This window comes from Yersinia kristensenii, assembly GCF_900460525.1.
GTDB classification, from domain to species: Bacteria; Pseudomonadota; Gammaproteobacteria; order Enterobacterales; family Enterobacteriaceae; genus Yersinia; species Yersinia kristensenii.
The window spans coordinates 4571587-4594201 of record NZ_UHIY01000001.1 but is presented as its reverse complement, the minus strand read 5'-3'; the positions used below and the strand labels follow the sequence as shown (position 1 = coordinate 4594201).

The following is a 22615-nucleotide window of genomic DNA, read 5'->3' as shown; positions in this document are numbered from 1 at the left end:
TTTTGATAGCTTTATAGTTAAATAGTATCAAAACCGTATTCCACTAAAGAGTAAGGCTTTCTCTATGACCGCGCGGCCGTTTACAGCACAACTCGATATCGACAGCTCTGCTCAACCTGTCCGGGTCTTCGTCAAAGGGGATTGGGTGCTGGCACATTACCGCGATTTAGAACCGGTCGTGGCGCAATTTCGTACCAATCCGCCCCCGTCAGTCGTTTTTGATCTCAACCAATTGGGCGCTTTGGATACCGCCGGTGCCACCTTATTAGCCCTGCTGCTAGGTGAGTCGCGCATTAATAACCTTCGTGATCTCGCCCCTAAATTGCCGGAAGAACGCCGCATTTTGCTGGAAACAGTGAGCCGGGTGTTGCCAGATTTAACCGCTGCATCGTCAGAAAAGTTACCGCCATTTTGGCTTGAGTTATTGGCAAATACCGGCCGGTCGGTGGATAATTTATGGCAAGATATCAAGTCGTTACTGGGTTTTGTCGGCCTGACACTTGAGGCCTTATTTAGCACGATTTTCCGGCCTTCGCGCTGGCGTATGACATCGTTGATTGCCAATATTCAACAAATTGGCCTGAATGCGGTTCCTATCATTATGCTGCTGACTTTTCTGGTCGGAGCGGTCATTGCTTTCCTCGGGGCGACAGTATTAACCACTTTTGGTGCAGGTATTTTCACCGTTGATTTAGTGGTGTTTTCATTTCTGCGCGAGTTTGCCGTGTTGCTCACCGCCATTTTGATGGCAGGACGCACCGCCAGCGCCTTTACCGCTGAAATCGGGCTGATGAAAGCCAATGAAGAAATCGACGCCATCCAAACATTGGGGTTAAATCCGGTGGAGCTATTGGTGCTGCCACGGGTGTTGGCGCTGTTGGTTTCATTACCGATGTTGACCTTTATTGGCATGGTGTGTGGTATTTTCGGCGGCATGGTGGTGTGTGCTTTAACACTCGATATCTCTCCCACCATGTTTCTCTCGATTATGCAAAACAGTAACGGATTGCAGCATTTTCTGGTGGGGATAAGCAAAGCGCCTATTTTCGCCTTCCTGATTGCTATTATTGGTTGTCTGGAGGGGTTCAAAGTCACCGGCAGTGCTGAGTCTGTCGGGGTGCACACCACCACCAGTGTGGTGCATTCCATCTTTGTGGTGATTTTGCTTGATGCCGTCGCGGCGCTATTTTTCATGGAAATGGGCTGGTGAGCCAAATGACGCAAGAACCCATCATTCAAATTCGTAATCTGGTTAACTGCTTTGGCCAGCAGTGTGTGCACCAAGACCTCAATCTTGATGTACAGCGCGGCGAAGTTCTTGGTGTTGTTGGCGGGTCAGGTACCGGTAAGTCGGTGTTGTTACGCAGTATTGTCGGGCTACGCCGTCCAACCGCTGGGCAGATTCATGTATTTGGTCAGGATTTAATGACATTATCGGGCCAGGCTCGTTCTCAGGTTGAACGCCGATTTGGTGTATTGTTTCAACGCGGCGCATTATTCAGTTCTCTGACGGTGACAGAAAACGTGGCCTTGCCATTAATCGAAAATGCGGGCCTGCCACGTGGCGAGGCCGAGCGGTTAGCGCAAGTTAAGCTGGCATTGGCGGGGCTACCACCGGGGGCCGGCAGTAAATATCCCGCTTCACTGTCGGGCGGGATGGTCAAACGTGTTGCTTTGGCCCGCGCGTTGGCATTAGACCCGGATATTCTGTTTCTCGACGAGCCGACGGCAGGCCTTGATCCTATTGGTGCGGCGGCGTTTGACAGTTTGATCCGCACCTTGCGCGATGCACTGAATTTGACGGTATTTCTGGTCACTCACGACCTGGATACGCTCTATACCCTGTGTGATCGTGTGGCCGTGTTGTCACAAAAGAAAGTGCTGGTAGTGGATACCTTGGATAAGGTGGCTGCAACTGATGATGACTGGATTCAAGCGTATTTTCATGGCCCACGTGGGCGGGCTGCTTATCAAGCGGCGGCAGCGATTAATAGCGAAGAGAGGTTGTAAATGGAAACCCGTGCTCACCATGTTGTCATTGGTTTGTTCACTCTCATTGTGGTCAGCGCCGCGTTGCTATTCTGTCTGTGGCTGACAAATGCTGGCTCTAACCGCCAGTTCAAGCTCTACGATATTGTCTTCAATGAGCCGGTAAGCGGGTTGTCTCAAGGGAGCACTGTGCAATACAGCGGGATTCGGGTCGGCGAAGTGATCCAACTGCGTTTGGACAGTGAAGACCCCAATAAGGTTTGGGCGCGGATCCGCGTGTCAGCATCCACGCCGATCCGCGAGGATACTCAAGCCCGGCTGACGGTGGCGGGCATCACCGGCACCTCAAACATTCAATTCAGCAGCAGCACCCCGTCAAGCCCGCTATTAGAGGGCAAAGATGGTGAAATTCCTATTATTATCGCCACGCCGTCACCGATGAGCCAATTACTGGCGAATGGTGAGAATTTCATGAGTAATGCCAATGAAGTGCTGATGCGGCTGAACCAACTACTGGCCCCTGATAATCAGCAGCGGCTGATCACCACGCTGGATAATCTCGCACTTGTCACCCAGACTGTAGCCGACCAACGCCAAGATATTCGCACCATGCTGCAGCAGTTAGCCCAGGCCAGCAAACAGGCCAATGAGACACTGGCGCAAACCAATCGCTTATTGCGCAGTGCTAATGGCTTGATGGACGGGCAAGGTAAACAGCTGGTTAATGATGCCGCTAAGACTATGGCATCGTTGCAAAATACCAGCATTATCCTCAATAAATTGGTCAGTGAAAATCAAACTTCACTCAATAATGGTATGCAAGGGATGAATGAGTTGGGGCCTGCCGTTGATGAATTACGCAGAACATTAGCCACATTACGTGCTGCCGTTTCCCGTTTAGAAGAAAACCCTGCGGCTCTGCTGCGTGGTCGTGAAAGAACACAGGAGTTTACGCCTCGATGATATCACTGAAGATAATGCACTCCGCAGGCCGTCGTAGCAGGCTGTTGATGTTACCCATGCTGGTTATATTGTTGTCAGCTTGCACTATTTTACCGACTGCGCCGATATCACAGGTTTATCTGCTGCCAGTGCCCCCAGCGGCAAATGCACCGCGCGCGCAGACCGTGAATTGGTCACTGAGGGTTTCACAACCGGCGACCAACCAGTTTATCAATAGTTCGCGTATTGCTGTTCAGCCCGACGGGCAGGAAATCGCGGTCTATAAAAATTCGCGCTGGACTGATCCCGCCCCTATTTTGGTGCGTAATCGCCTGATTCAAGAATTCCGCACGGATGGGCGAATTCCTGCCGTCAGCAGTGATGATGATAGTCTTCAAGCTGATGTAGAATTGAGCGGCGACTTATCGGCATTTCAGGGCGTATATCAAGCAGGTAACAGTGAAGTGCTGATCCGTTTTGATGCCCGGTTGGTGAGAATTTCAGATCGTAGAATTATGGCGACTCGTCATTTTGAAGTTCGCCAGCCTATTAAAGGCGCGCAGATGAATGAAGTGGTAGCGGCCTTTGGCTTAGCAAGTGATCAGTTGGTCTCGCAGGTATTGAACTGGACACTGCAACAGTCTCCTCAGTAACCGTCTCCTCAATAGCCGTCCCCTCAAAAATAGTCTCTTATTAAGGAGGCTGTTTTCATCTAAAAATAAATATATATCCAAGCTGCCGTTGCTGCAGAGTACTTATGTCAGGTTAAGTAAAGTCCAACAGTTATATTGACCGAGTAATGTTCAACTGTTCCAAATTAACTGATTGCCGTTATAAAAATATATCTTATGTCAAATAAGTGTTGATTTTATATTTCATAATGTTTGACTATTGCTCTATAAATTGAGCAAAAGGGAATCATTATGCTTTGGAAAAATACCAAGGAGCAGTTCGGCCGTATCACTATTAGTGTCCACTGGCTGGTGGCATTAACTGTATATTCACTGTTTGCCCTTGGTTTATGGATGGTGACTCTGGGGTACTATGATGGCTGGTATCATCAGGCACCAGAAATACATAAGAGTATTGGCTGTATATTATTCGCCGTGATGTTATTTCGGGTGATCTGGCGCTTTATTTCGCCACCGCCAAAGCCATTGTCAAGCTATAGCCGCTTTACACGCGTCAGTGCATTATTAGCGCATTTGGTTTTATATATTATTTTATTTTCTATTATGTTCAGCGGTTATTTAATCTCGACGGCTGATGGGCAACCAATCAATGTATTTGGCTGGTTTGCTGTTCCTGCCACATTAACGGGCTTACCTGATCAAGCTGATACCGCTGGTATTGTACATCTTTATCTGGCTTGGGCTGTTGTAGTACTTTCACTATTGCATGGACTCGCCGCAATTAAACACCATGTTATTGATGGTGATATTACCCTCAAACGGATGCTGGGACGTAGCACCGATTAACCAACTGTATTATGGAGAATTAAGCATGTTTAATAAGACCCTCTTGGGCCTGACTGTAGGCGCACTGATGTTTACTGCAGGTAGCGCTGTAGCCGCCGAATATAAATTTGATAAAGAAGGTCAACACGCCTTTATCGAGTTCCGGATTAAACACTTAGGCTATAGCTGGTTATATGGCAGTTTTAATGATTTCGATGGGTCTTTCACTTTTGATGAGAAAGATCCTGCGGCTGATAAAGTCAATGTGGTGATCAATACCAATAGCGTTGATACCAATCATGCTGAACGTGATAAACATCTGCGCAGTAAAGAATTCCTGAATGTCAGTAAATTCCCACAGGCGACATTTGAGTCGACCGAAGTGAAGAAAAATGGCGAAGGTTATACCGTGGTCGGTAATCTGACATTAAATGGCGTCACTAAGCCAGTGACCTTGGAAAGTAAACTGACCGGGCAGGGTAATGACCCCTGGGGTGGTTATCGCGCCGGTTTTGAAGCTAACGGTAATATTAAGCTGAAAGACTTTAATATCACCACTGACTTAGGCCCGGCTTCACAGGAAGTTGAACTGATTTTGTCAGTCGAAGGTGTTCGGGTTAAATAACGTGTGTTGCTTTATTTGAAGGCGCCTTTGGCTCCTGAGGTTAATGACAAAGCTATTTATAGTACAGTGAATAAAGGGTTAACCGTACCTAGGGGCGCTTCGACGGCTTATGCCGTTACGACCCCAACGGCACGTTTCCCCTTTATTTGACTTTGTCAGTAGTCTGGGGAGCCTTTGGCTCCTTTTTTATCGGCCATATTATAATCAATAATCGCTATTTTGCTTTGAGTGAGTTAAAGAAAGGCCCTTTACTGACAGAATCTCTGATGAGTAATTCAGATTGGAATATATTTTCATTTGATAAATAGCCGCCATCTAGCATGGATATTAGCCGATTAATGACCTCATTTATCATGCCACTGACGGGGTCTTTGATACTGGATAATGGCGGAAGTAGGAAAGGCGCAATAGGAATATTATCAAACCCAATGATGGAAATATCCTCAGGGATTTTTAAACCGGCTTCATTTAATTTCTTCATCGCACCAATGGCCATATCATCATTACTGGCGATAATTGCGCTGAAAGGTAACTGACTGGTTAATAAAGACTCAATCGCAGTGGCACCACTTGCTGGTGTCCATTTACCTTGCACGATAAGTTTGTCTTGAACGGGTAGCGAAAATTCAGTTAATGCTGCCTTATAGCCGGAAAGGCGCTCAATTGCGGTAGGTGAATCAAGTGAACCAGTAATAAAGGCGATATCCTGATGGCCCTGGTCAATAAGATATTTAGTTGCGTTATAGCTCGAGCCTTTATGATCACAAAAAATACAATGGCTATAGTTTTTTCGCAGTTTTCTGTTCACCACCATAATCGGCTGTTTATATTTATCAATAATAAGATCCATAGCGTCAACAGTTAAAAACCGGGGATAAATGATTATGGCATCACAGCGTAAATCGAGCAGAAATTGAATAGCCTCTTGTTCCTCTTCAGCACTGTGTTTCCCATCAACCAGTACCAACTGACGGCCATTATTTTCTAATTTTTGCGCCGCCTGAGACAGTATTTCATTAAAGTAACTGCCGTTATACAGAGTATTGGTTACCACCAATCCGATGCATTCAGATTTATTTGTCGCCAGATTTCTCGCCAGTAAGTTTGGTCGATATCCGGTCTCTTCAATCGCTTTAAAGACCTGATTTTTAGTTGCATCACTGACATAACCTTTGCCCGACAAAACACGCGAAACAGTGGCTTTTGAAACACCGGCTTTCTTTGCCACTTCTTGCATTGTAGACATAGGCCCTTCCTGACTCGTTGAAATTATTGTCATTCTATACTCTTCGCCCTTGAAATTGCAGAAGAGTTAGTGACATTCGTGACTTGGCCGTATCTGCGAACCACACCCGTTGGCGAGATTCTAATATCGATCACCATCACAGAATTAAAATAGAATAAATTTATCTATTGAATTTTACTTCATATTTTAAGATTCTCATGTGGAACCGGTTACCTATGTGTCAGGAAATGACTAGCGGCAACACTTTCCCTGTCAATTAATGACTTATAACAATATGAATTTAATAGCTAATTATGGTTTTTTAGCGATGGGATTATCTCAGTGCAGAAAAGATACTTAGCTCGGCGCATGCCATTACGGGGAGTTGTTACTCATGTCAAAAAATTATGCCGCAGTATCACAGCAAATCGTCGATGCTATTGGTGGTGCCAATAATATCGGGGCTGTGACTCATTGTATGACGCGTTTACGCTTTGTACTCAATGATGCGAGTGCGGTTGATTTGGCTAAGCTGAAAGCCATAACGGGTGTGCTGGGTGTGGTGCATAGTGAAAATCAGTGCCAGGTTATTATTGGTAATAATGTGAGCTATGCCTTTGCCGAAGTCATTAAACTGCTCCCGGAAGGCGCATTACCGGCAAATGCGCTGCCCCAGAAAAATAAAATCACCTTAAAGCGGATAGGGGCAGGGATACTGGATGCATTGATTGGCACCATGTCACCTTTGATCCCTGCCATCATCGGCGGTTCCATGGTGAAACTGCTGGCAATGATACTGGATATGACCGGCGTCTTTGAGAAAGGCTCATCAACTCTCATTATTCTTAATGTTATTGGTGACGGTGCTTTCTTCTTCCTGCCAGTAATGGTAGCTGCTTCTGCGGCGATAAAATTCAAAACCAATATGTCGCTGGCTATCGCTATTGCTGGTGTATTGGTTCATCCGGCCTTTATTGATTTAATGGCAAAAGCCGCGCAAGGCCAACATGTTGAATTTATGGGCGTAACCGTCACCGCAGTGAAGTACACCTATACGGTGATCCCGGCACTCTGTATGACTTGGTTGCTGTCTTATATTGAGCGGTGGGTTGACCGTATTACACCTGCGGTGACTAAAAACTTCCTTAAACCGATGCTAATTGTGCTGATTTCAGCCCCTATTGCCATCATGTTTATTGGGCCGTTGGGAATATGGATTGGTAGCGGCATTTCTTCTTTGGTTTATACCGTTCATGATTATTTGGGTTGGCTCTCCGTAGCGATTATGGGAGCACTTTGGCCATTATTGGTCATGACTGGCATGCACCGTGTTTTTACGCCAACCATCATTCAGACCATCGCCGAAACAGGAAAAGAGGGCATGGTGATGCCATCAGAAATTGGCGCAAATCTTTCATTGGGCGGCTCATCCCTGGCGGTTGCCTGGCGCACCAAAAATCCGGAGTTGCGCCAAACAGCGTTGGCCGCTGCAGCTTCAGCGATTGTGGCAGGTATCTCGGAACCGGCACTTTATGGGGTGGCATTGCGGCTTAAACGCCCATTAATCGCCAGCCTTATCAGTGGATTTATCTGCGGCGCGGTTGCCGGAATCGGCGGGCTAGCTAGTCATTCCATGGCTTCGCCTGGGTTATTTACCAGTGTTCAGTTCTTTGATCCGGCTAATCCAATGAGCATTGTATGGGTGTTTGGCGTCATGGTTCTGGCGATAGTTATCTCGTTCGTCACGACACTGTTACTGGGATTTGAAGATATTCCTGTTGAAGACAGCTTAGGTGGCGGTGCCCATTCTACTGACCCTGCTGTTTCGCACAGTGTAGTAAAAATTAACTAAATGAAGAGGTATTGAATGTCAGTATCAACATTTCCCGACGGTTTTTTATGGGGCGGCGCTTTAGCCGCAAACCAGGCCGAAGGTGCTTGTTTTGAAGGTGGAAAAGGGCTGGCGACGGTAGATATGATCCCTCATGGGCCCCATCGTTTAGCCGTAAAATTAGGGCAGGAAAAGCGTTTTACCTTAAGAGATGATGAGTTTTATCCAAGCCATCAAGCAATTGATTTTTATCATCGCTATAAAGAGGATATTGCGTTAATGGCCGAAATGGGGTTTACCGTATTCCGCACATCAATAGCATGGAGCCGGATTTACCCCAATGGTGATGAAGTGGCACCTAACGCTGAGGGCATTGCCTTTTATCTCGACCTCTTTAATGAATGTAAAAAGCACAATATTGAGCCGCTGGTAACACTATGTCATTTTGATGTTCCCCTGCATCTGGTGACGGAATATGGCTCATGGCGTAACCGAAAAATGGTTGAGTTTTTCACACGCTATGCTCGGACATGTTTTGAAGCTTTCGATGGTTTGGTGAAGTATTGGCTCACGTTTAACGAAATTAATATTCTTCTCCATAGTCCATTCTCTGGCGCGGGATTAGTGTTTGAGCCGAATGAAAATCAGGATCAAGTTAAATACCAAGCCGCCCATCACGAACTGCTCGCTAGCGCATTAGCGACCAAAATTGCTCATGAGGTCAATCCTCAAAATCAGGTAGGTTGCATGCTGGCAGGAGGGAACTTTTACCCCCGAACCTGTAAACCCGAAGATGTTTGGGCGGCGCTGGAAAAAGATCGCGAGAATTTATTTTTCATTGATGTGCAAGCCCGTGGGGCTTATCCCGCTTATACTAAGCGCCTTTTCAGGGAGAAAGGTATTTCAATTGCCACCCAAGTGGGTGATGACGATATTCTTAAACATAAAGTAGATTTCGTCTCCTTTAGCTATTACGCCTCGCGCTGTGCTTCGGCGGATATGAATGAACGTAACAGCAGCGCAGCTAATATTGTGAAATCCTTGAAAAATCCACATATTCAGGCCAGTGAATGGGGGTGGGGTATTGATCCATTAGGGTTACGCATCACCATGAATATGATGTATGACCGCTACCAGAAACCACTTTTCTTAGTTGAAAATGGGCTGGGTGCTAAAGATGAAATTAATCCGCAAGGTGAAATTGAAGACGATTACCGTATTAGTTATTTACGTGAACATATTAAGGCCATGGGTGAAGCTATTGATGATGGTATTCCAGTCATCGGATATACCTCATGGGGGTGCATTGATCTGGTTTCCGCCTCTACCGGGGAAATGAGCAAGCGTTATGGTTTTATCTATGTTGATCGCGACGATTTTGGAAAGGGTTCTTTAGCGCGTAAGAAAAAGAAATCCTTCTATTGGTATAAAAAAGTTATTGCCAGTAATGGTGCGGATTTGAGTTAAATAATTCGCCGGGAACGAGGTCTATGACTTATATTCCCGGCAATGAATTTTATTCGAATACAGCAGTATTTTTATTGTTAGTTTTTGATGTGTTACTCGCTACGATCGCGAATCGAGCCTTTCTTCAAGTTGATCATGAAATCCATAAATGCAGTCCGCAATGGGGTAAATATCGGATGCTTGCGATTCTCCATCATCGTTTCCGAAAACAGCTTCAGACCTAATGCAAACGCGGCTGTTTTCTCTTGACCAAAATCCAAGTCTTTACGCGCCTGTAACCGTTCGATGATGCCGAGGATCTCATCGTGATTCTCGGCTTCGAATGTTACCGGGGCTTTATCTATGGCTTCACCTTTGCGGTCAGTCAGCGGCTCAATGGTGATGCGATAACGATATCCCGGCATTAGTTTTTCTCCGGCTCTTGAGTCTCTGCACCCTTGGATTCTAACACTTTTTCAATAGTTTCTACTGCCGTCAATAATGCTGCATTAATATGTTCAACCTGTGCTGGCGTTACATCTGAGCGCATCATACTACTGCGCAGAATGTGGCGTAAACGGTGCATTGCATCGGAAATACCTTCAGCCATATTGCCTTCAGGCCGGCGATTTACTTGTGCCAATCGTGAAAAAATAACATCAACCATCTGTTGATTTTGTTGTAATTCAGCTTTCCCAGAATCTGTGATCTGGTAGCTTTTACGGCCATTACCGGTTGCAACTGGGGTAACAAAATCCTGTTCTTCTAACAATGTCAGTGTCGGATAGATAACTCCTGGGCTTGGAACATATAGGCCTGAGGATGCCTCTTCGATAGCTTTGATCAGTTCATAGCCATGGCTGGGTTTTTTATCAAGCAGTGCCAGCAGAACAACCCGTAAATCACCATGTTCAAACAGGCGATGCATTTTTTCACCACGGCCACGTCTGCCGCCTCTGGCGGCTTCGATTGCTTCCGCCGCCATATGGTGGCGACCACCGCGATACATTCTTTCGTCACAACGGTGGTGCCCTTCATGGTGCTCTCCACCACAGTGATGACCACGTTTTGAAAAACCAAACATAATGAATCTCCTTTAGATATATCGAAACAATTTCGATATATCTAATCTAGATCGATATATCGAAATTAGCAAGAGGGGCGGTAAAAAAGATATATCTAAATGATTTTTTCATCAGAATGGCTGAGGGGGATTTTTAGGTGAGAGGCGGAATGGGACGGTGCAAGAGAACAGAACCATAACAACAATTTTCCAGTCGCCATTCCGTTTTAGACTAATACTGAAAGTGATGATCAAATGCCAATAGGTTGATAACCTTGCCATTCTGGCCTGAAGTGCTCGCCATTTTCTAACGGAGTTAGATGTACATAAAGGTTATCAACCTTGTCCAGTAGCAGGTAGTCATCGACCTCCTTAAGATTGTCTTTATGCTGCTGTTGCGCACCATTAAGCAGTGTTGCCAGTCCTTTTGCTTTGGCTTGTTGGGCATTACTCGCCACAAACAGGTCGAAAGCGTGTAACTCCGCAAGCGCTGAAGGGTGGTAAGCGCCGACATTGACAAAAAATAGCTTATTGCTGCCAATGGGGGGCGTATCAGAAAGGGTGATTGCATAGCCATCGGCCCAAGTGATGCGCGCATATCCATCAATATGGACTTTATCTGGGTCACCGAACCAAGCTTCCCTCAAAGCTGGCCAGGCGTCTTCCGGTTTTTGAGCGGCCACAAATTGGATATCGTGAACCTCAATATTGGACTTTTTAGCATTGCCACCGAGATAAAACATATATAAAAACACTCTGAATCTCCTTTTTACTCGCATATATTATGCAATGGGCACATTATCCCATGTTCGTTATGTAAAACTCTATATATCGATTGCACTTGAAGATAGTGATCAAGAATTGTCTCTGTTTTTATGGTTTTTAATAAAACCTTGAGTACAATTTCTCTGGTTAGTATAAAATTAAATTTTTATTTTGCAGCCATTTGCAGATAGATATAGGTATTTCGACGATATTAGGATTGTCGTTTTCAATTAACACAAAAGGACTATTGGATGTTTAAAAAACTTTTCTTTCTTACTTTGTTATGTGCGGTATCCGCTAAAAGTTTCGCTGTCGAACCTGTTCGCCCTGAGGTTGCTGATTCTGTTAAGGCCTGGCAAGGCAATGAAGGTATTGAAGTCTGGACATTGCGTTATGGCCCTCGCTCTGAAAATAAGGCATTAGTACAGATAACAAATGCCGACCATGATTGGGATAAGAAAATTCAAATTATGGATGTTGAGAAGAAAGAAGAGCGCAGTGACTATAGTGTCAATGTTAATGGGAAGAAAATTGTAGTGTTGATCATTAATAACAATAATTTAGGCAAATTATATTTACCTGGCGAGAAAGGCGACCATCCTATTATGTATAGTGAATCGCTTTCTAATGAGGGCAATGCGCAATATTTCCTGACTGATTTTCTTAAGCAGGAAAGTAAGCCGCAGTAATAACCGGTGCTATAAAAGCCCCTTGCTCCGCAGAACTGCACTGGGCAAGGGGAAGTAGCGGATTAAGCTATTAGCTTTTCTTCACAAACTCAGATTTCAGCTTCATCGGGCCGAATCCATCAATTTTACAATCGATATTGTGGTCACCTTCAACCAAGCGGATGCTTTTCACTTTGGTTCCGATTTTCAGGGTTGAAGAGCTACCTTTTACTTTTAGGTCTTTAACGACAGTTACCGCATCACCGTCAGCCAGTAAATTACCATTGGCATCACGCACTACCAAGCCTTCATCGGCTGTTGCGGAATCGCTATTTTCCGACCACTCATGACCACATTCTGGGCAATTTAGTTTTTCCCCTTCCTGCCATGTATATTCGGAACTGCATTTCGGACAATTTGGTAAACCCATCACGCTAACCTCTTGAAATTAAAATCAATAAATATAAAAAAGTGATAAATTACAGACTACTGTATTGATGTTTATCCATTTTACACATTTTATCACATTAAAGGGTAGGTTTGTCATGGCTTATTTTTTTGCCAATGGTGGTATTTATTGGTATCGGTAGCCAGTGTCGTGAACAGCTTCAAAGCTATAAATCAGACAATAACAGTAAGAAAAAATAGTAGAGGGAAAGGCATAGTTAATAGCGGAGGGATAAACTTCATTAACACTTATCGTAAACGATGGAGAAAAGGTTCCTGCAATATCGATGGATATTGCAGGACGGGACAAATTTATTGATTAACCGGGATTACTGCACCCTGATATTTCTCACGGATAAAGTCCTGAATTTCTTTTGAGTGTAAGACATTGACCAGTGCTTTAATCTCAGGTTTATTGACATCATCTTTATGCACAGTAATGATATTGGCATATGGATTGTCTTCGCCACTTTCAACTGCAATAGGATCTTTAGTTGGATTTAAACCGGCATCAATCGCGTAGTTTGCATTAATTACCACGGCATCGCCTTCGTTATTATGCCCACCACTTAATTGTGAGGGATAGGCATTTTCCCGTCCTTGTAAACCAACTAATGCAATTAATTCTGCGACTCTGTTTTTGATTTGGGTTTTGCTTGCACCGGCAATCTCCAGTGAAAATGCAATATTCTCACTGACTGTCCGTGACCACAGTAAATTAAAGTGCTGAAATACCATGCTGATATTTAAACGTGCCTGCCGCAACGCATTACCTTTTGCGCTACTGATATCATTACCGGCGATCAGAATAGATCCTGATGTAGGCTGCTCTAGCCCATTAAATAAACGAATTAAGGTGCTTTTCCCTGCACCACTGTAGCCAACAATGCCATAAATTTGCCCAGTTTGAATTTGCAGATTCACGGCATCTACCGCAAGCACCTGCCCACTGTTGCTATTAAAAATTTTGGATACATTCGAAAGAACGATCATATGGCAACTGGCCTTTATCCGTCAGTGAAACACTCACCCCTTGCGGCGAGCAACTCTTGCTTCAATCCACGCAAACTTGCTTAATCGTCAATTATCTTACGGGTTCTTCTGTTCGGTTAAAAAGAATATAAAATCACTTTATTATTCATAATTAGCATATAACTTGGCAGTGAACTGACAGAAGACTGCTGCAGACATACGCCAGCCATACAGGAGGTTATTGCTGAGCAGGGTGGTATTTCGTTACCAGTTGGGTACGCGAGGCGGTGAATACTGGTGACCCAGGCGCTGAGCGTTATCAATGCTAGGGATTTAAGAAGCTTTTTCAGATGCTTAGTAGATCTTGGATCTATTGGATTTTATCAATAGGGATAGGTCATTATCATCATTCAAGGTATAAGCTTTATCTTGGGCTTTAGCCCGGTGAACGTGGATTTCTTTAGACCCAAAATGTCTATTTATCATTGTTTTAACAGGGTTTTATGGACTTTGTGGGATGTGCTGAGAAGTGCTAATGGTGTCCCCGACTGGAATCGAACCAGTAACTAGCCCTTAGGAGGGGCTTGTTATATCCGTTTAACTACGGGGACCCGGCCAGCGGCAGGGTGGCTGCCGATGAAGTATACTGCCGGAGCATTATACGCATTTTGACCCAGATAATAAGCAGTTAGCTGTGCGTTTGGTTACTCTATCACCAATTTATAGTGAATAAGTGATATTGCTGACCTAAAACCGATAGCCCAGAGGAGCTAAATCGGCGTTGCTATTCATGGGGTGAAGATGCGCTCTTGTCTACCTTGTCACTTTTTTTAGGTTTATGGGTCATATCACTACGGATCTGCGCATGACTTATCAGGGCAAAAATGAAGGTGCCGCCGATAATATTACCCGCTAGTGTCGGGAGGGCGAAAGGATAAATAAATTGCTGCCAGGGTATTGAACCGTTAAATACCAAATAGAAGATCTCCACCGAGCCGACCACAATATGGGTTAGGTCACATAAAGCCACTAAATAGGTCATCAGGAAAATAACCCCTATTTTGGCGGCCCCAGCGGAGGGCATCATCCACACCAGCGTGGCAATGATCCAGCCAGAAAATATTCCTTTAGCAAACATCTCCCCCGGAGAACTCTCCATTACTCCTTGAGCAATACTGACAAATGCCGCACGCGTGGCATCGTCAAATATTGGCATATGAATAAAGGAATAAGCCGCTATCCCTGTGCCAATCAGATTGCCCAATAACACCAAACCCCAGAGCCGAAATAGCAGGATGAAGTTTTGGCGGCTGGGTTTTTGCATTATTGGCAGCACCGGCGTGACGGTATTCTCAGTAAAGAGTTGTTGGCGGGCCATAATGACAATAATAAAACCAAAGGTATAACCGATATTTTCCAGCAGAAAACTGGCCGGAGTATCCGGCAATTTTGCGTGAAAAATGCCTTTGGCAATCAGGGATGCTCCCATCGAAAGCCCCGCAGCGACCGCCGACCATAGCAGTGCAAAGCTGTCGCGCTCTAACTCTTTTTCGCCGTCGACTCGAATAATTTCATGAATAGCTGCGGCTTTGGAGGGGAGATTCTTTTCATTCACTTCTATTTCCTGCACTTCATGCTGCCCATCATTTTCCGCTTTTAAATCACCCTTATCCTGAGGCTGTTTTTCATTACTCATAGCGAATTCCCAGTTGATAAAGAAAATAAATAGCTGACTAATAAGCATAGTTGTAAATGATTGTTGGCGATTTTTTTGGGTGATGAGTACGAAAATAAAAAGTTACCCAGCTTTAATGTTGTCGGTTTTTTCTACAGAAATTTGATCTTAATGCCGAATAATACCTCTATAAGGGTAGGGATAGCGTTAGACCTACGCTACGTAAGGATTAAGCCTTATGTTATCATTCGGTTTTCCTGAACTGACAATCCTACAGTGGAAGACCATTTTTCATGCTGGAAGCTAAAGATTTGAGCTGCATCCGAGATGAAAGGAGCTTATTCCAACAGCTCAATTTTTGCGTGGCTGCGGGGGAAATTGTGCAGGTGGAGGGGCAAAACGGGGCGGGTAAAACCAGCCTGTTGCGTATTCTGGCGGGATTGGCCGATGCCGACGAAGGACAGGTTAAATGGCGGGGAGAAAACATCCGCCGCGACCGCGCCCGCTATCATCAGGATTTATTATTTTTAGGCCATCAGACAGGAATTAAGTCTGTACTGACCCCTTTTGAGAATTTGGCATTTTATCAGTCGGTTTTTCAACCGGTTGATAGCGCTGCAATCTGGCAGTCATTGTCTCAAGTTGGGCTGGTGGGATATGAAGATTTACCGGTATCGCAGTTGTCCGCCGGCCAGCAGCGGCGGGTGGCTTTAGCCCGTTTGTGGTTGAGTCAGGCGCCGTTATGGATTTTGGATGAACCATTGACTGCGATAGATAAGCAGGGCGTGAGCACTTTGTTGGCTCTGTTTGTGAAACATGCCGCCAAAGGGGGCATGGTGCTGCTCACCACCCATCAGGATTTGGATGGTGTCGGGCAGCAGGTGCGTAAAATCCGTTTAACCAACACGCAGGAGAATTAATGTTTATTAGCGTGTTGCGCCGTGAATTGAAAATAGCCTTCAGAAAAGGCGCAGAAATTGTTAATCCGCTCTGGTTTTTTCTGATTGTTATCACTTTGTTTCCACTGGGCATTGGCCCAGAACCACAATTATTGGCGCGCATTGCCCCTGGTATTGTCTGGGTCGCAGCATTATTGGCATCATTATTATCACTGGAACGGCTGTTCCGTGATGATTTCTATGATGGTTCTCTTGAGCAGTTTCTGTTGTTACCCAGCCCGCTGGCACTCACGGTGTTAGGCAAAGTGTGTGCTCACTGGGTTGTTACCGGGCTACCTTTACTGATTTTATCGCCGCTGGTCGCGTTGTTGCTTTCCCTCGACAGCAATACCGCCATTGCGATGGCGCTTACGTTGCTACTGGGGACGCCGACCTTAAGTTTTATCGGGGCCATTGGTGTCGCGCTGACGGTGGGATTACGCAAAGGCGGGGTTCTGCTGAGTTTATTGGTGTTGCCGTTGTATATCCCGGTATTGATATTTGCCACTGCGGCCATTGATGCCGCGTCCATGTCGCTGCCTATTGATGGCTATCTGGCGATTTTGGGGGCGATGTTAGCAGGAAGCGTGACACTGGCGCCTTTTGCTACCGCCGCTGCATTGAGAGTAAGTGTGCACTAGCTGTTTAGGGCGGGCTGTAAGCAGGTTGTTTGTCAGAAAAGATGTGTAAAAATAAAAGAGTGCCGATTTTCAGAAGCTTAAGCGCGGTAGCCAACGCCAGTCAGAGCAGATTGTGCGCCGTACCCTGCACCGGTATTACCAAGAGGGTGATACCCGTCCAATTTTAATGTGAGCAATGAAAAATGTGGAAATGGTTTCATCAATTCGCTAAACCCGAGCGCATCTATCAACTGTGTGGCCGATTTACTCCATGGCTGGCAACTGGGGCTGCTGTCTGCCTGATGGTGGGGTGGGTGTGGGGATTTGGTTTCGCTCCATCGGATTACCAGCAAGGTAATAGCTTCCGTATCATGTACTTGCATGTTCCTGCAGCAATTTGGTCGATGGGCATTTATATGTCGATGGCTATCGCAGCCTTTGTCGGTTTGATCTGGCAAATGAAAATGTCCGATAACCTGGTTGCGGCTATGGCCCCGGTGGGCGCGGTGTTTACCTTTATTGCTTTGGTCACCGGTTCGGCCTGGGGTAAACCCATGTGGGGGACTTGGTGGATCTGGGATGCACGGCTGACTTCTGAGTTGGTGCTATTGTTCCTTTATCTGGGGGTGATCGCCCTGTATAACGCCTTCGACGACCGCAAATTGGCCGGGCGGGCAGCCGGTATTTTAGTGCTGGTCGGCGTGGTCAATATCCCCATTATTCATTTCTCTGTCGTATGGTGGAACACTTTGCATCAGGGGTCGACCAACATGCAGCAAAGTATTGACCCAAGTATGCGCTCACCCTTGCGTTGGGCCATTTTTGGCTATCTCTTCTTCTTTATCACTCTGACATTAATGCGCTTGCGCAATCTGATTTTGCAGCAAGAGCGCCATCGCCCTTGGGTTGCCGCTTTGTTGCGTAAGGAGCCTCGTGTATGAATCCAGCCTTTCATTCTTGGGCGGCATTTTTTGCCATGGGCGGTTATGCCTTTTATGTCTGGCTGGCGGTAGCCGCGACTTTACTGTCACTGTTGGGCCTGTGGGCACATACCCTATGGCAGCACAAACAGTTATTAGCGGATATTCAGCGCCGTGAGGCGAGAGAGCAACGTATTCGCCAGGCAAATCAGACCCCGACTCAGCAAGCCAAAAATGTGGCCCATTCGCAGGAGAAAATACAGTGAATCCACGTAGAAAAAGTCGGCTCTATTTGGCGATTGTGGTGCTGATCGGCATCGGTTTGACCACCACTTTGGTGCTGTATGCGCTGCGGGCTAATATCGATTTGTTTTATACCCCAGGTGAAATTTTGCAGGGCAAGGGCGAGCGTCATGAGAAGCCGGAAATCGGTCAGCGCTTGCGTATTGGCGGCATGGTGATGCCGGGGTCGGTGAAGCGCGATGACAAAACGTTGGAAATGAGTTTCAAAGTTTATGATGCCCGCGGTGCTGTCACCGTGACTTACACCGGCATCTTGCCTGATTTGTTCCGTGAGGGGCAGGGCGTGGTGGCACAAGGGGTCTTTGCTGAAAATAACACTATCAATGCCAAAGAAGTCTTGGCAAAACATGATGAAAAATATACCCCACCGGAAGTCAAAGAGGCGATGAAAGAAAATCATACCCGCCCGGCAGAGGCCTATAACAGCGCCGCGAGTGAGGGCAATGCTTCATGATTCCTGAAATAGGTGGTTTCTTATTATGTCTGGCACTGGCTCTCTCGCTATTGCTGAGTTTGTATCCGCAATGGGGGGCCGCGCGTCAAGATGCGCGCATGATGGCAACCGGTAGGCCATTGACCTACGGTATGTTTGCCACTATTGCGCTTTCATTTCTCTGTTTGGTATATGCGTTTGTGGTGAATGATTTCACCGTCTCTTATGTAGCAGCCAACTCGAATTCACATCTGCCGGTCTATTTCCGCATTGCCGCAACCTGGGGCGCGCACGAAGGGTCACTACTGCTGTGGGTATTGCTGCTCAGTTGTTGGTCATTGGCGGTGGCGCTGTTTAGCCGCTCGATGCCGGATGATGCCGTTGCCCGTGTGTTGTCGGTGTTGGGGATGATTACGGGCGGCTTCCTGCTGTTTATTATTCTGACCTCGAACCCCTTTAACCGCACCTTGCCGGACTTCCCGATTGATGGCAACGATTTAAACCCGCTATTGCAAGATGTCGGGCTGATTTTCCATCCGCCATTGCTCTATATGGGGTATGTCGGTTTCTCGGTGGCATTTGCTTTTGCTATTGCTTCTTTAATGGCGGGGCGGCTGGATAGCGCCTGGGCTCGCTGGTCACGCCCGTGGACTCAGGCCGCATGGGTCTTCCTGACCATGGGGATCGTGCTGGGCTCGGCTTGGGCTTATTATGAACTGGGCTGGGGCGGCTGGTGGTTTTGGGATCCGGTAGAAAATGCTTCCTTTATGCCATGGTTGGCTGGCACGGCGCTGATTCATTCATTGGCTGTCACCGAGAAGCGCGGAACATTCAAGGCCTGGACGGTATTACTGGCCATTACCGCGTTTTCTTTGTGCTTGATGGGGACATTCCTGGTGCGCTCCGGCGTGTTGGTTTCGGTGCATTCTTTTGCTTCTGACCCCGCGCGCGGTATGTTTATTTTGGCGTATTTAGTGATTGTCATCGGCGGCTCCTTACTCTTGTATGCGGTGAAAGGTGCACAAGTTCGCAGCCGGACTCAACATGAAGTGTTCTCGCGCGAGACTTTCCTGCTGGGTAATAACGTGCTGCTCATTGCGGCGATGTTGGTGGTCTTGCTCGGCACTTTGCTGCCATTAGTCCACAAACAGCTTGGATTGGGCAGTATCTCCATTGGCGAACCTTTCTTTAATACCATGTTTACCTGGTTGATGGCCCCGATGGCGCTATTAATGGGGATTGGCCCCTTGGTTCGCTGGCGTCGCGATGAGCCGAGCAAGCTTTATAAGCGCTTGGGTGTTGCGCTGGTGGTTACCTTGCTGCTGTCAATATTGGTGCCGTGGTTGCTGCAAGATACTATCGCCGGTATGACTGTGGTCGGGCTGATGATGGCTATCTGGGTAATTATTCTCACTGTGATGGAATTGCATGAGCGCGCCACTCACCGTCATGGCTTCTGGCGCGGTCTGAGCCACCTTTCCCGCAGCCATTGGGGGATGGTGCTAGGGCACCTTGGGGTGGCCGTGACCGTGATTGGGATCGCCTTCAGCCAGAATTACAGTGTCGAGCGCGATGTGCGCATGAAAGCCGGTGATAGCATCGATATCCACGATTATCACTTTGTATTCCGCGATGTTCACGACATTAAAGGGCCGAACTATACCGGCGGTGTCGGCATTATTGATGTCACCCGCAATGGCAAACCCGAAGCCACCTTACATGCCGAAAAGCGCTATTACAGTGTGGCCCGCTCAATGATGACGGAAGCGGCTATTGATGGCGGCTTGACGCGCGATCTGTATGCTGCGTTAGGTGAAGAGCTGGATGACGGTTCATGGGCGGTGCGCTTGTATTACAAGCCATTTGTCCGCTGGATTTGGTATGGCGGGGTGTTTATGGCCATCGGCGGTATTTTCTGTATGTTTGATCCCCGCTATCGGATGAGTAAAAAATTAAAACGCGGCGCGGCAACGGAGGCTGAATAATGAAATCTCAATCTTCATTCAATAAGCTGATGTTCATTCCGCTGGTGCTATTTTTGCTGTTGGTGGTGGCTTTTCTGGTGCAACTGACCCGCAATGCTAATGGCGATGACCCCACGATGCTGGAGTCGGCGCTGATTGGCAAACCGGTGCCGACGTTTAAACTGGAATCCCTTGAAAAAACAGGGGAAACCTTTGATCAGTCGGTATTGCATGATGGCAAACCGATGCTACTCAATGTGTGGGCGACTTGGTGCCCGACTTGCCGTGCCGAGCATGAATATCTGAATAAGCTGGCTGCGCAGGGGATCCGGGTGGTGGGGTTGAACTATAAAGATGACCGGGCCAAAGCCGTCCAGTGGCTCAATGCTCTGGGTAATCCTTACGCGCTGAGTTTGTATGATGGCGATGGCATGCTGGGGCTGGATTTGGGGGTTTATGGCGCACCGGAAACTTTCTTGATTGATGGGCAAGGTATCATTCGTTATCGCCATGCCGGTGACCTCAATGATCGCGTCTGGCAGCAGGAAATTCTGCCGCTGTATAAAAAGTATCAGGGGGGCGCATGAGATTTTTCAACTTGGCACTCGGCTTGATATTGAGCTGGAGTATTTTTGCGACCAATGCTTTTGCAGCCATTGATACTTACACTTTTAGCTCGGTGGAGCAGGAACAGCAGTATCGCGAGTTAACCGAGCAGCTGCGCTGCCCTAAATGCCAAAACAACAGTATTGCTGATTCCAATGCCACCATTGCCGCTGATATGCGCGGCAAGGTGTATGAACTGATGCAACAGGGCAATTCCAAACCGCAAATCATTGATTATATGGTGGCCCGATACGGCAATTTTGTTACCTATGAGCCACCTGTAACCCCTGCAACCTTGATTTTGTGGGTCGGCCCGGCATTGTTTGTACTGATAGGCGCAATCATTGTGGTGCTGCGCGCCCGGCGGCGGGTGGAGAAAGACGCCGCGCTTTCGCCGCAAGAGCAACAGCGGTTACAGACTTTGCTGGCTGAACAAGAAGCTACTGTTAAAAAACAGATCTCGGCTCAACACAAAAAGACGAACAGGAAACAACCATAATGGCTTTTTGGCTGATAGTGATTATTTTGCTGGCGGTCGCGGGTGCTTTGTTGGTGATTCCGGCGCTGCGACCAGAGACGAATTCACCGGTGACCACCCGAGATGAACTGAATAAAGCGATTTACCAAGATCGGTTATCTGAGTTGGCTGAGGATGAAGCCCAAGGGGTGCTGGAGCAGCGGCCTGAATTGATTCAGGAGTTGCAACAAAACCTGCTGACAGATATTCCACCAGAATCTACTGAAAATGTCAGCCCGATCAACCGCTGGGTTTTACTGCCGGGTGTGGTGATTTTGGTGGTGGTTTCGGTCGGGCTATATCTGAAAACCGGTGGCTTGCCGCAAGTGCAAGCGTGGCATCAGGTTGAAGCACAAATGCCCGAATTACGGGCCAGAGTGGCTAATGAGCGGGCTGAGCCCCTGACGATGGAGGAAGTCGCCCGTTTGGGGCTGGGATTACGCACCTCGCTGCAACAAGATACGCGTAATGTGAATGATTGGATGATGCTGGGCCGAGTGGGCATGGCACTGAATAACGCCACGACCGCCACGCAAGCTTTTGCTAAAGCTTATCAACTTGCGCCCGATAATGATGACGTCAGGTTCGGCTATGCTGAAGTGCTGACTCGTTCCAATGATCCGCAGGATAATCAACTGGCAACCAAGATGCTCCGCACCCTGGTTGGACAGGATCACACCAACTTACGCGCGATGAGTTTATTAGCTTTTAATGCTTTTGAGCAGGGCGATTTTAAACAAGCCATTGGCGCGTGGGAAGTTATGCTAAAATTGCTGCCTGCGGGTGATTCTCGCACAGAAGTTATAAAACGCAGTATTGCGCAAGCGAAATCACAGGCCGGGCAGGAAACAGCTACACTGGAAATAGCGGTCTCATTGTCACCAGAGGCGGCTCAGAAATTGCCCCAGCAGGGTGCACTGATTATCTCGGTAACGGATGGTTCAAACCCAGTCCCGGTCGCGGTAAAACAGCTGCCTTTGAGTCGATTTCCGCTATCAGTAACACTCAATGATAGCAATGCAATGATGCCGGAGCGGTTGCTCTCTTCATTGCAACAGGTGAAAGTGCGTGTCCGTATTTCACTGGACGGCACTGTGAATTCGCAGTCAGGTGACTGGTTTGGTGAAAGCGGCGTGCAGGATTTCGCTGCGAAGGGGCAACGCCAAACTATTAATGTTCAAATAAATAAACAAATCCCTTAAATATAAG

General features: G+C 47.0%; 25 protein-coding genes and 1 tRNA gene. 18 read left to right on the top strand and 8 right to left on the bottom strand.

What is annotated here, in order from left to right; translation table 11 throughout:
* The first annotated feature begins 64 nt into the window (after positions 1 to 64).
* The 6 genes from DX162_RS21435 to DX162_RS21410 all read left to right on the top strand — a co-directional run bounded on the left by DX162_RS21435 (position 65) and on the right by DX162_RS21410 (position 5013).
* Positions 65 to 1210 (top strand): MlaE family ABC transporter permease, encoded by a 1146-nt coding sequence (locus tag DX162_RS21435; protein ID WP_004391928.1) that lies wholly within the window; start codon positions 65 to 67, stop codon positions 1208 to 1210.
* Positions 1211 to 1215: 5 nt separating this feature from the next.
* Complete coding sequence (locus DX162_RS21430; RefSeq protein ID WP_004391929.1) at positions 1216 to 2010, top strand: ABC transporter ATP-binding protein; 795 nt, start codon at positions 1216 to 1218, stop codon at positions 2008 to 2010.
* Positions 2011 to 2952 (top strand): MlaD family protein, encoded by a 942-nt coding sequence (locus DX162_RS21425; protein ID WP_004391930.1) that lies wholly within the window; start codon positions 2011 to 2013, stop codon positions 2950 to 2952.
* The gene (locus DX162_RS21420; RefSeq protein WP_032820519.1) at positions 2949 to 3584 is read left to right on the top strand and encodes an ABC-type transport auxiliary lipoprotein family protein; all 636 of its coding nucleotides are present in this window, start codon (positions 2949 to 2951) and stop codon (positions 3582 to 3584) included. Before DX162_RS21425 ends, DX162_RS21420 begins: the two co-directional genes overlap by 4 nt.
* 270 nt (positions 3585 to 3854) lie before the next feature.
* The gene (locus tag DX162_RS21415; protein ID WP_004391932.1) at positions 3855 to 4409 is read left to right on the top strand and encodes a cytochrome b; all 555 of its coding nucleotides are present in this window, start codon (positions 3855 to 3857) and stop codon (positions 4407 to 4409) included.
* 25 nt (positions 4410 to 4434) lie between these two features.
* Positions 4435 to 5013 (top strand): YceI family protein, encoded by a 579-nt coding sequence (locus tag DX162_RS21410; protein ID WP_032820522.1) that lies wholly within the window; start codon positions 4435 to 4437, stop codon positions 5011 to 5013.
* Between the two features lie 214 nt (positions 5014 to 5227).
* On the opposite strand, the gene DX162_RS21405 is transcribed toward DX162_RS21410, so the two are convergent.
* Complete coding sequence (locus DX162_RS21405; protein WP_032820525.1) at positions 5228 to 6259, bottom strand: LacI family DNA-binding transcriptional regulator; 1032 nt, start codon at positions 6257 to 6259, stop codon at positions 5228 to 5230.
* A gap of 373 nt (positions 6260 to 6632) precedes the next feature.
* Here DX162_RS21405 and ascF point away from each other — a divergent pair, with 373 nt between their 5' ends.
* Together ascF and DX162_RS21395 are read left to right on the top strand one after the other, a co-directional pair.
* Positions 6633 to 8090 carry a PTS cellobiose/arbutin/salicin transporter subunit IIBC gene (ascF, locus tag DX162_RS21400; RefSeq protein ID WP_004391935.1) on the top strand — a complete coding sequence of 486 codons (1458 nt, stop codon included), beginning with the start codon at positions 6633 to 6635 and terminating at the stop codon, positions 8088 to 8090.
* A gap of 15 nt (positions 8091 to 8105) precedes the next feature.
* Entirely contained in the window at positions 8106 to 9536 is a 1431-nt protein-coding gene (locus tag DX162_RS21395) for a 6-phospho-beta-glucosidase (RefSeq protein WP_004391938.1), read from the top strand.
* Between the two features lie 92 nt (positions 9537 to 9628).
* Here DX162_RS21395 and DX162_RS21390 read toward each other — a convergent pair whose 3' ends face one another.
* From DX162_RS21390 to DX162_RS21380, 3 genes are all read right to left on the bottom strand, one after another.
* Entirely contained in the window at positions 9629 to 9940 is a 312-nt protein-coding gene (locus tag DX162_RS21390) for a DUF3861 domain-containing protein (protein WP_032820526.1), read from the bottom strand.
* A complete protein-coding gene (locus DX162_RS21385; RefSeq protein ID WP_032820529.1) occupies positions 9940 to 10599 on the bottom strand; it encodes a PadR family transcriptional regulator in 660 nt (219 codons plus the stop codon). Before DX162_RS21385 ends, DX162_RS21390 begins: the two co-directional genes overlap by 1 nt.
* A gap of 230 nt (positions 10600 to 10829) precedes the next feature.
* Entirely contained in the window at positions 10830 to 11333 is a 504-nt protein-coding gene (locus DX162_RS21380) for a DUF1543 domain-containing protein (RefSeq protein WP_032820531.1), read from the bottom strand.
* Positions 11334 to 11594: 261 nt separating this feature from the next.
* Here DX162_RS21380 and DX162_RS21375 point away from each other — a divergent pair, with 261 nt between their 5' ends.
* Positions 11595 to 12032: a hypothetical protein gene (locus DX162_RS21375; protein WP_004391942.1), complete on the top strand. Its 438-nt coding sequence runs from the start codon at positions 11595 to 11597 to the stop codon at positions 12030 to 12032.
* A 70-nt stretch (positions 12033 to 12102) separates the two neighbouring features.
* Here DX162_RS21375 and DX162_RS21370 read toward each other — a convergent pair whose 3' ends face one another.
* The 4 genes from DX162_RS21370 to DX162_RS21350 form a co-directional block, all read right to left on the bottom strand.
* Entirely contained in the window at positions 12103 to 12444 is a 342-nt protein-coding gene (locus tag DX162_RS21370; protein WP_169311121.1) for a zinc ribbon domain-containing protein YjdM, read from the bottom strand.
* 326 nt (positions 12445 to 12770) lie between these two features.
* Complete coding sequence (locus tag DX162_RS22980; RefSeq protein ID WP_004391944.1) at positions 12771 to 13451, bottom strand: MetQ/NlpA family ABC transporter substrate-binding protein; 681 nt, start codon at positions 13449 to 13451, stop codon at positions 12771 to 12773.
* A 515-nt stretch (positions 13452 to 13966) separates the two neighbouring features.
* Positions 13967 to 14041 (bottom strand) — tRNA-Arg (locus tag DX162_RS21355).
* Between the two features lie 173 nt (positions 14042 to 14214).
* Entirely contained in the window at positions 14215 to 15126 is a 912-nt protein-coding gene (locus DX162_RS21350) for a formate/nitrite transporter family protein (protein WP_032820536.1), read from the bottom strand.
* Positions 15127 to 15398: 272 nt separating this feature from the next.
* Between DX162_RS21350 and ccmA the strand changes: the two genes are divergently transcribed.
* The 9 genes from ccmA (at position 15399) to ccmI (ending at position 22608) form a co-directional block, all read left to right on the top strand.
* The gene (ccmA, locus tag DX162_RS21345; protein WP_032820539.1) at positions 15399 to 16025 is read left to right on the top strand and encodes a cytochrome c biogenesis heme-transporting ATPase CcmA; all 627 of its coding nucleotides are present in this window, start codon (positions 15399 to 15401) and stop codon (positions 16023 to 16025) included.
* The gene (gene ccmB, locus DX162_RS21340; RefSeq protein WP_004391946.1) at positions 16025 to 16684 is read left to right on the top strand and encodes a heme exporter protein CcmB; all 660 of its coding nucleotides are present in this window, start codon (positions 16025 to 16027) and stop codon (positions 16682 to 16684) included. Before ccmA ends, ccmB begins: the two co-directional genes overlap by 1 nt.
* Positions 16685 to 16866: 182 nt before the next feature.
* Positions 16867 to 17604, top strand: coding sequence for a heme ABC transporter permease (locus DX162_RS21335; protein WP_004391947.1), 738 nt, complete (start codon positions 16867 to 16869; stop codon positions 17602 to 17604).
* On the top strand, positions 17601 to 17849 hold the full coding sequence (gene ccmD / locus DX162_RS21330) for a heme exporter protein CcmD (RefSeq protein WP_032820541.1): 249 nt from the start codon (positions 17601 to 17603) through the stop codon (positions 17847 to 17849). Before DX162_RS21335 ends, ccmD begins: the two co-directional genes overlap by 4 nt.
* Positions 17846 to 18340 carry a cytochrome c maturation protein CcmE gene (gene ccmE / locus DX162_RS21325; protein ID WP_032820544.1) on the top strand — a complete coding sequence of 165 codons (495 nt, stop codon included), beginning with the start codon at positions 17846 to 17848 and terminating at the stop codon, positions 18338 to 18340. The genes ccmD and ccmE overlap by 4 nt, the downstream gene beginning before the upstream one ends.
* Positions 18337 to 20304, top strand: a complete 1968-nt coding sequence (locus tag DX162_RS21320) for a heme lyase CcmF/NrfE family subunit (RefSeq protein ID WP_032820546.1) — start codon at positions 18337 to 18339, stop codon at positions 20302 to 20304. Before ccmE ends, DX162_RS21320 begins: the two co-directional genes overlap by 4 nt.
* A complete protein-coding gene (locus DX162_RS21315; protein ID WP_032820547.1) occupies positions 20304 to 20870 on the top strand; it encodes a DsbE family thiol:disulfide interchange protein in 567 nt (188 codons plus the stop codon). The genes DX162_RS21320 and DX162_RS21315 overlap by 1 nt, the downstream gene beginning before the upstream one ends.
* A complete protein-coding gene (locus DX162_RS21310; protein WP_032820549.1) occupies positions 20867 to 21388 on the top strand; it encodes a cytochrome c-type biogenesis protein in 522 nt (173 codons plus the stop codon). Before DX162_RS21315 ends, DX162_RS21310 begins: the two co-directional genes overlap by 4 nt.
* Positions 21388 to 22608, top strand: a complete 1221-nt coding sequence (ccmI, locus tag DX162_RS21305; RefSeq protein ID WP_004391952.1) for a c-type cytochrome biogenesis protein CcmI — start codon at positions 21388 to 21390, stop codon at positions 22606 to 22608. The genes DX162_RS21310 and ccmI overlap by 1 nt, the downstream gene beginning before the upstream one ends.
* Positions 22609 to 22615: the final 7 nt, after the last annotated feature.

What these genes read in the sequence shown, in the direction of transcription:
- DX162_RS21395 (WP_004391938.1), top strand. Translation starts at nt 8,106, where the DNA reads ATGTCAGTATCAACATTTCCCGACGGTTTTTTATGGGGCGGCGCTTTA.
- DX162_RS21320 (WP_032820546.1), top strand. Translation starts at nt 18,337, where the DNA reads ATGATTCCTGAAATAGGTGGTTTCTTATTATGTCTGGCACTGGCTCTC.
- DX162_RS21385 (WP_032820529.1), bottom strand. Translation starts at nt 10,599, where the DNA reads ATGTTTGGTTTTTCAAAACGTGGTCATCACTGTGGTGGAGAGCACCAT.
- DX162_RS21415 (WP_004391932.1), top strand. Translation starts at nt 3,855, where the DNA reads ATGCTTTGGAAAAATACCAAGGAGCAGTTCGGCCGTATCACTATTAGT.
- DX162_RS21310 (WP_032820549.1), top strand. Translation starts at nt 20,867, where the DNA reads ATGAGATTTTTCAACTTGGCACTCGGCTTGATATTGAGCTGGAGTATT.
- DX162_RS21390 (WP_032820526.1), bottom strand. Translation starts at nt 9,940, where the DNA reads ATGCCGGGATATCGTTATCGCATCACCATTGAGCCGCTGACTGACCGC.
- DX162_RS21410 (WP_032820522.1), top strand. Translation starts at nt 4,435, where the DNA reads ATGTTTAATAAGACCCTCTTGGGCCTGACTGTAGGCGCACTGATGTTT.
- DX162_RS21350 (WP_032820536.1), bottom strand. Translation starts at nt 15,126, where the DNA reads ATGAGTAATGAAAAACAGCCTCAGGATAAGGGTGATTTAAAAGCGGAA.
- DX162_RS21425 (WP_004391930.1), top strand. Translation starts at nt 2,011, where the DNA reads ATGGAAACCCGTGCTCACCATGTTGTCATTGGTTTGTTCACTCTCATT.
- DX162_RS21315 (WP_032820547.1), top strand. Translation starts at nt 20,304, where the DNA reads ATGAAATCTCAATCTTCATTCAATAAGCTGATGTTCATTCCGCTGGTG.
- DX162_RS21375 (WP_004391942.1), top strand. Translation starts at nt 11,595, where the DNA reads ATGTTTAAAAAACTTTTCTTTCTTACTTTGTTATGTGCGGTATCCGCT.
- DX162_RS21435 (WP_004391928.1), top strand. Translation starts at nt 65, where the DNA reads ATGACCGCGCGGCCGTTTACAGCACAACTCGATATCGACAGCTCTGCT.
- ccmB (WP_004391946.1), top strand. Translation starts at nt 16,025, where the DNA reads ATGTTTATTAGCGTGTTGCGCCGTGAATTGAAAATAGCCTTCAGAAAA.
- DX162_RS22980 (WP_004391944.1), bottom strand. Translation starts at nt 13,451, where the DNA reads ATGATCGTTCTTTCGAATGTATCCAAAATTTTTAATAGCAACAGTGGG.
- DX162_RS21405 (WP_032820525.1), bottom strand. Translation starts at nt 6,259, where the DNA reads ATGTCTACAATGCAAGAAGTGGCAAAGAAAGCCGGTGTTTCAAAAGCC.
- ccmD (WP_032820541.1), top strand. Translation starts at nt 17,601, where the DNA reads ATGAATCCAGCCTTTCATTCTTGGGCGGCATTTTTTGCCATGGGCGGT.
- DX162_RS21420 (WP_032820519.1), top strand. Translation starts at nt 2,949, where the DNA reads ATGATATCACTGAAGATAATGCACTCCGCAGGCCGTCGTAGCAGGCTG.
- ascF (WP_004391935.1), top strand. Translation starts at nt 6,633, where the DNA reads ATGTCAAAAAATTATGCCGCAGTATCACAGCAAATCGTCGATGCTATT.
- DX162_RS21430 (WP_004391929.1), top strand. Translation starts at nt 1,216, where the DNA reads ATGACGCAAGAACCCATCATTCAAATTCGTAATCTGGTTAACTGCTTT.
- ccmA (WP_032820539.1), top strand. Translation starts at nt 15,399, where the DNA reads ATGCTGGAAGCTAAAGATTTGAGCTGCATCCGAGATGAAAGGAGCTTA.
- ccmI (WP_004391952.1), top strand. Translation starts at nt 21,388, where the DNA reads ATGGCTTTTTGGCTGATAGTGATTATTTTGCTGGCGGTCGCGGGTGCT.
- DX162_RS21335 (WP_004391947.1), top strand. Translation starts at nt 16,867, where the DNA reads ATGTGGAAATGGTTTCATCAATTCGCTAAACCCGAGCGCATCTATCAA.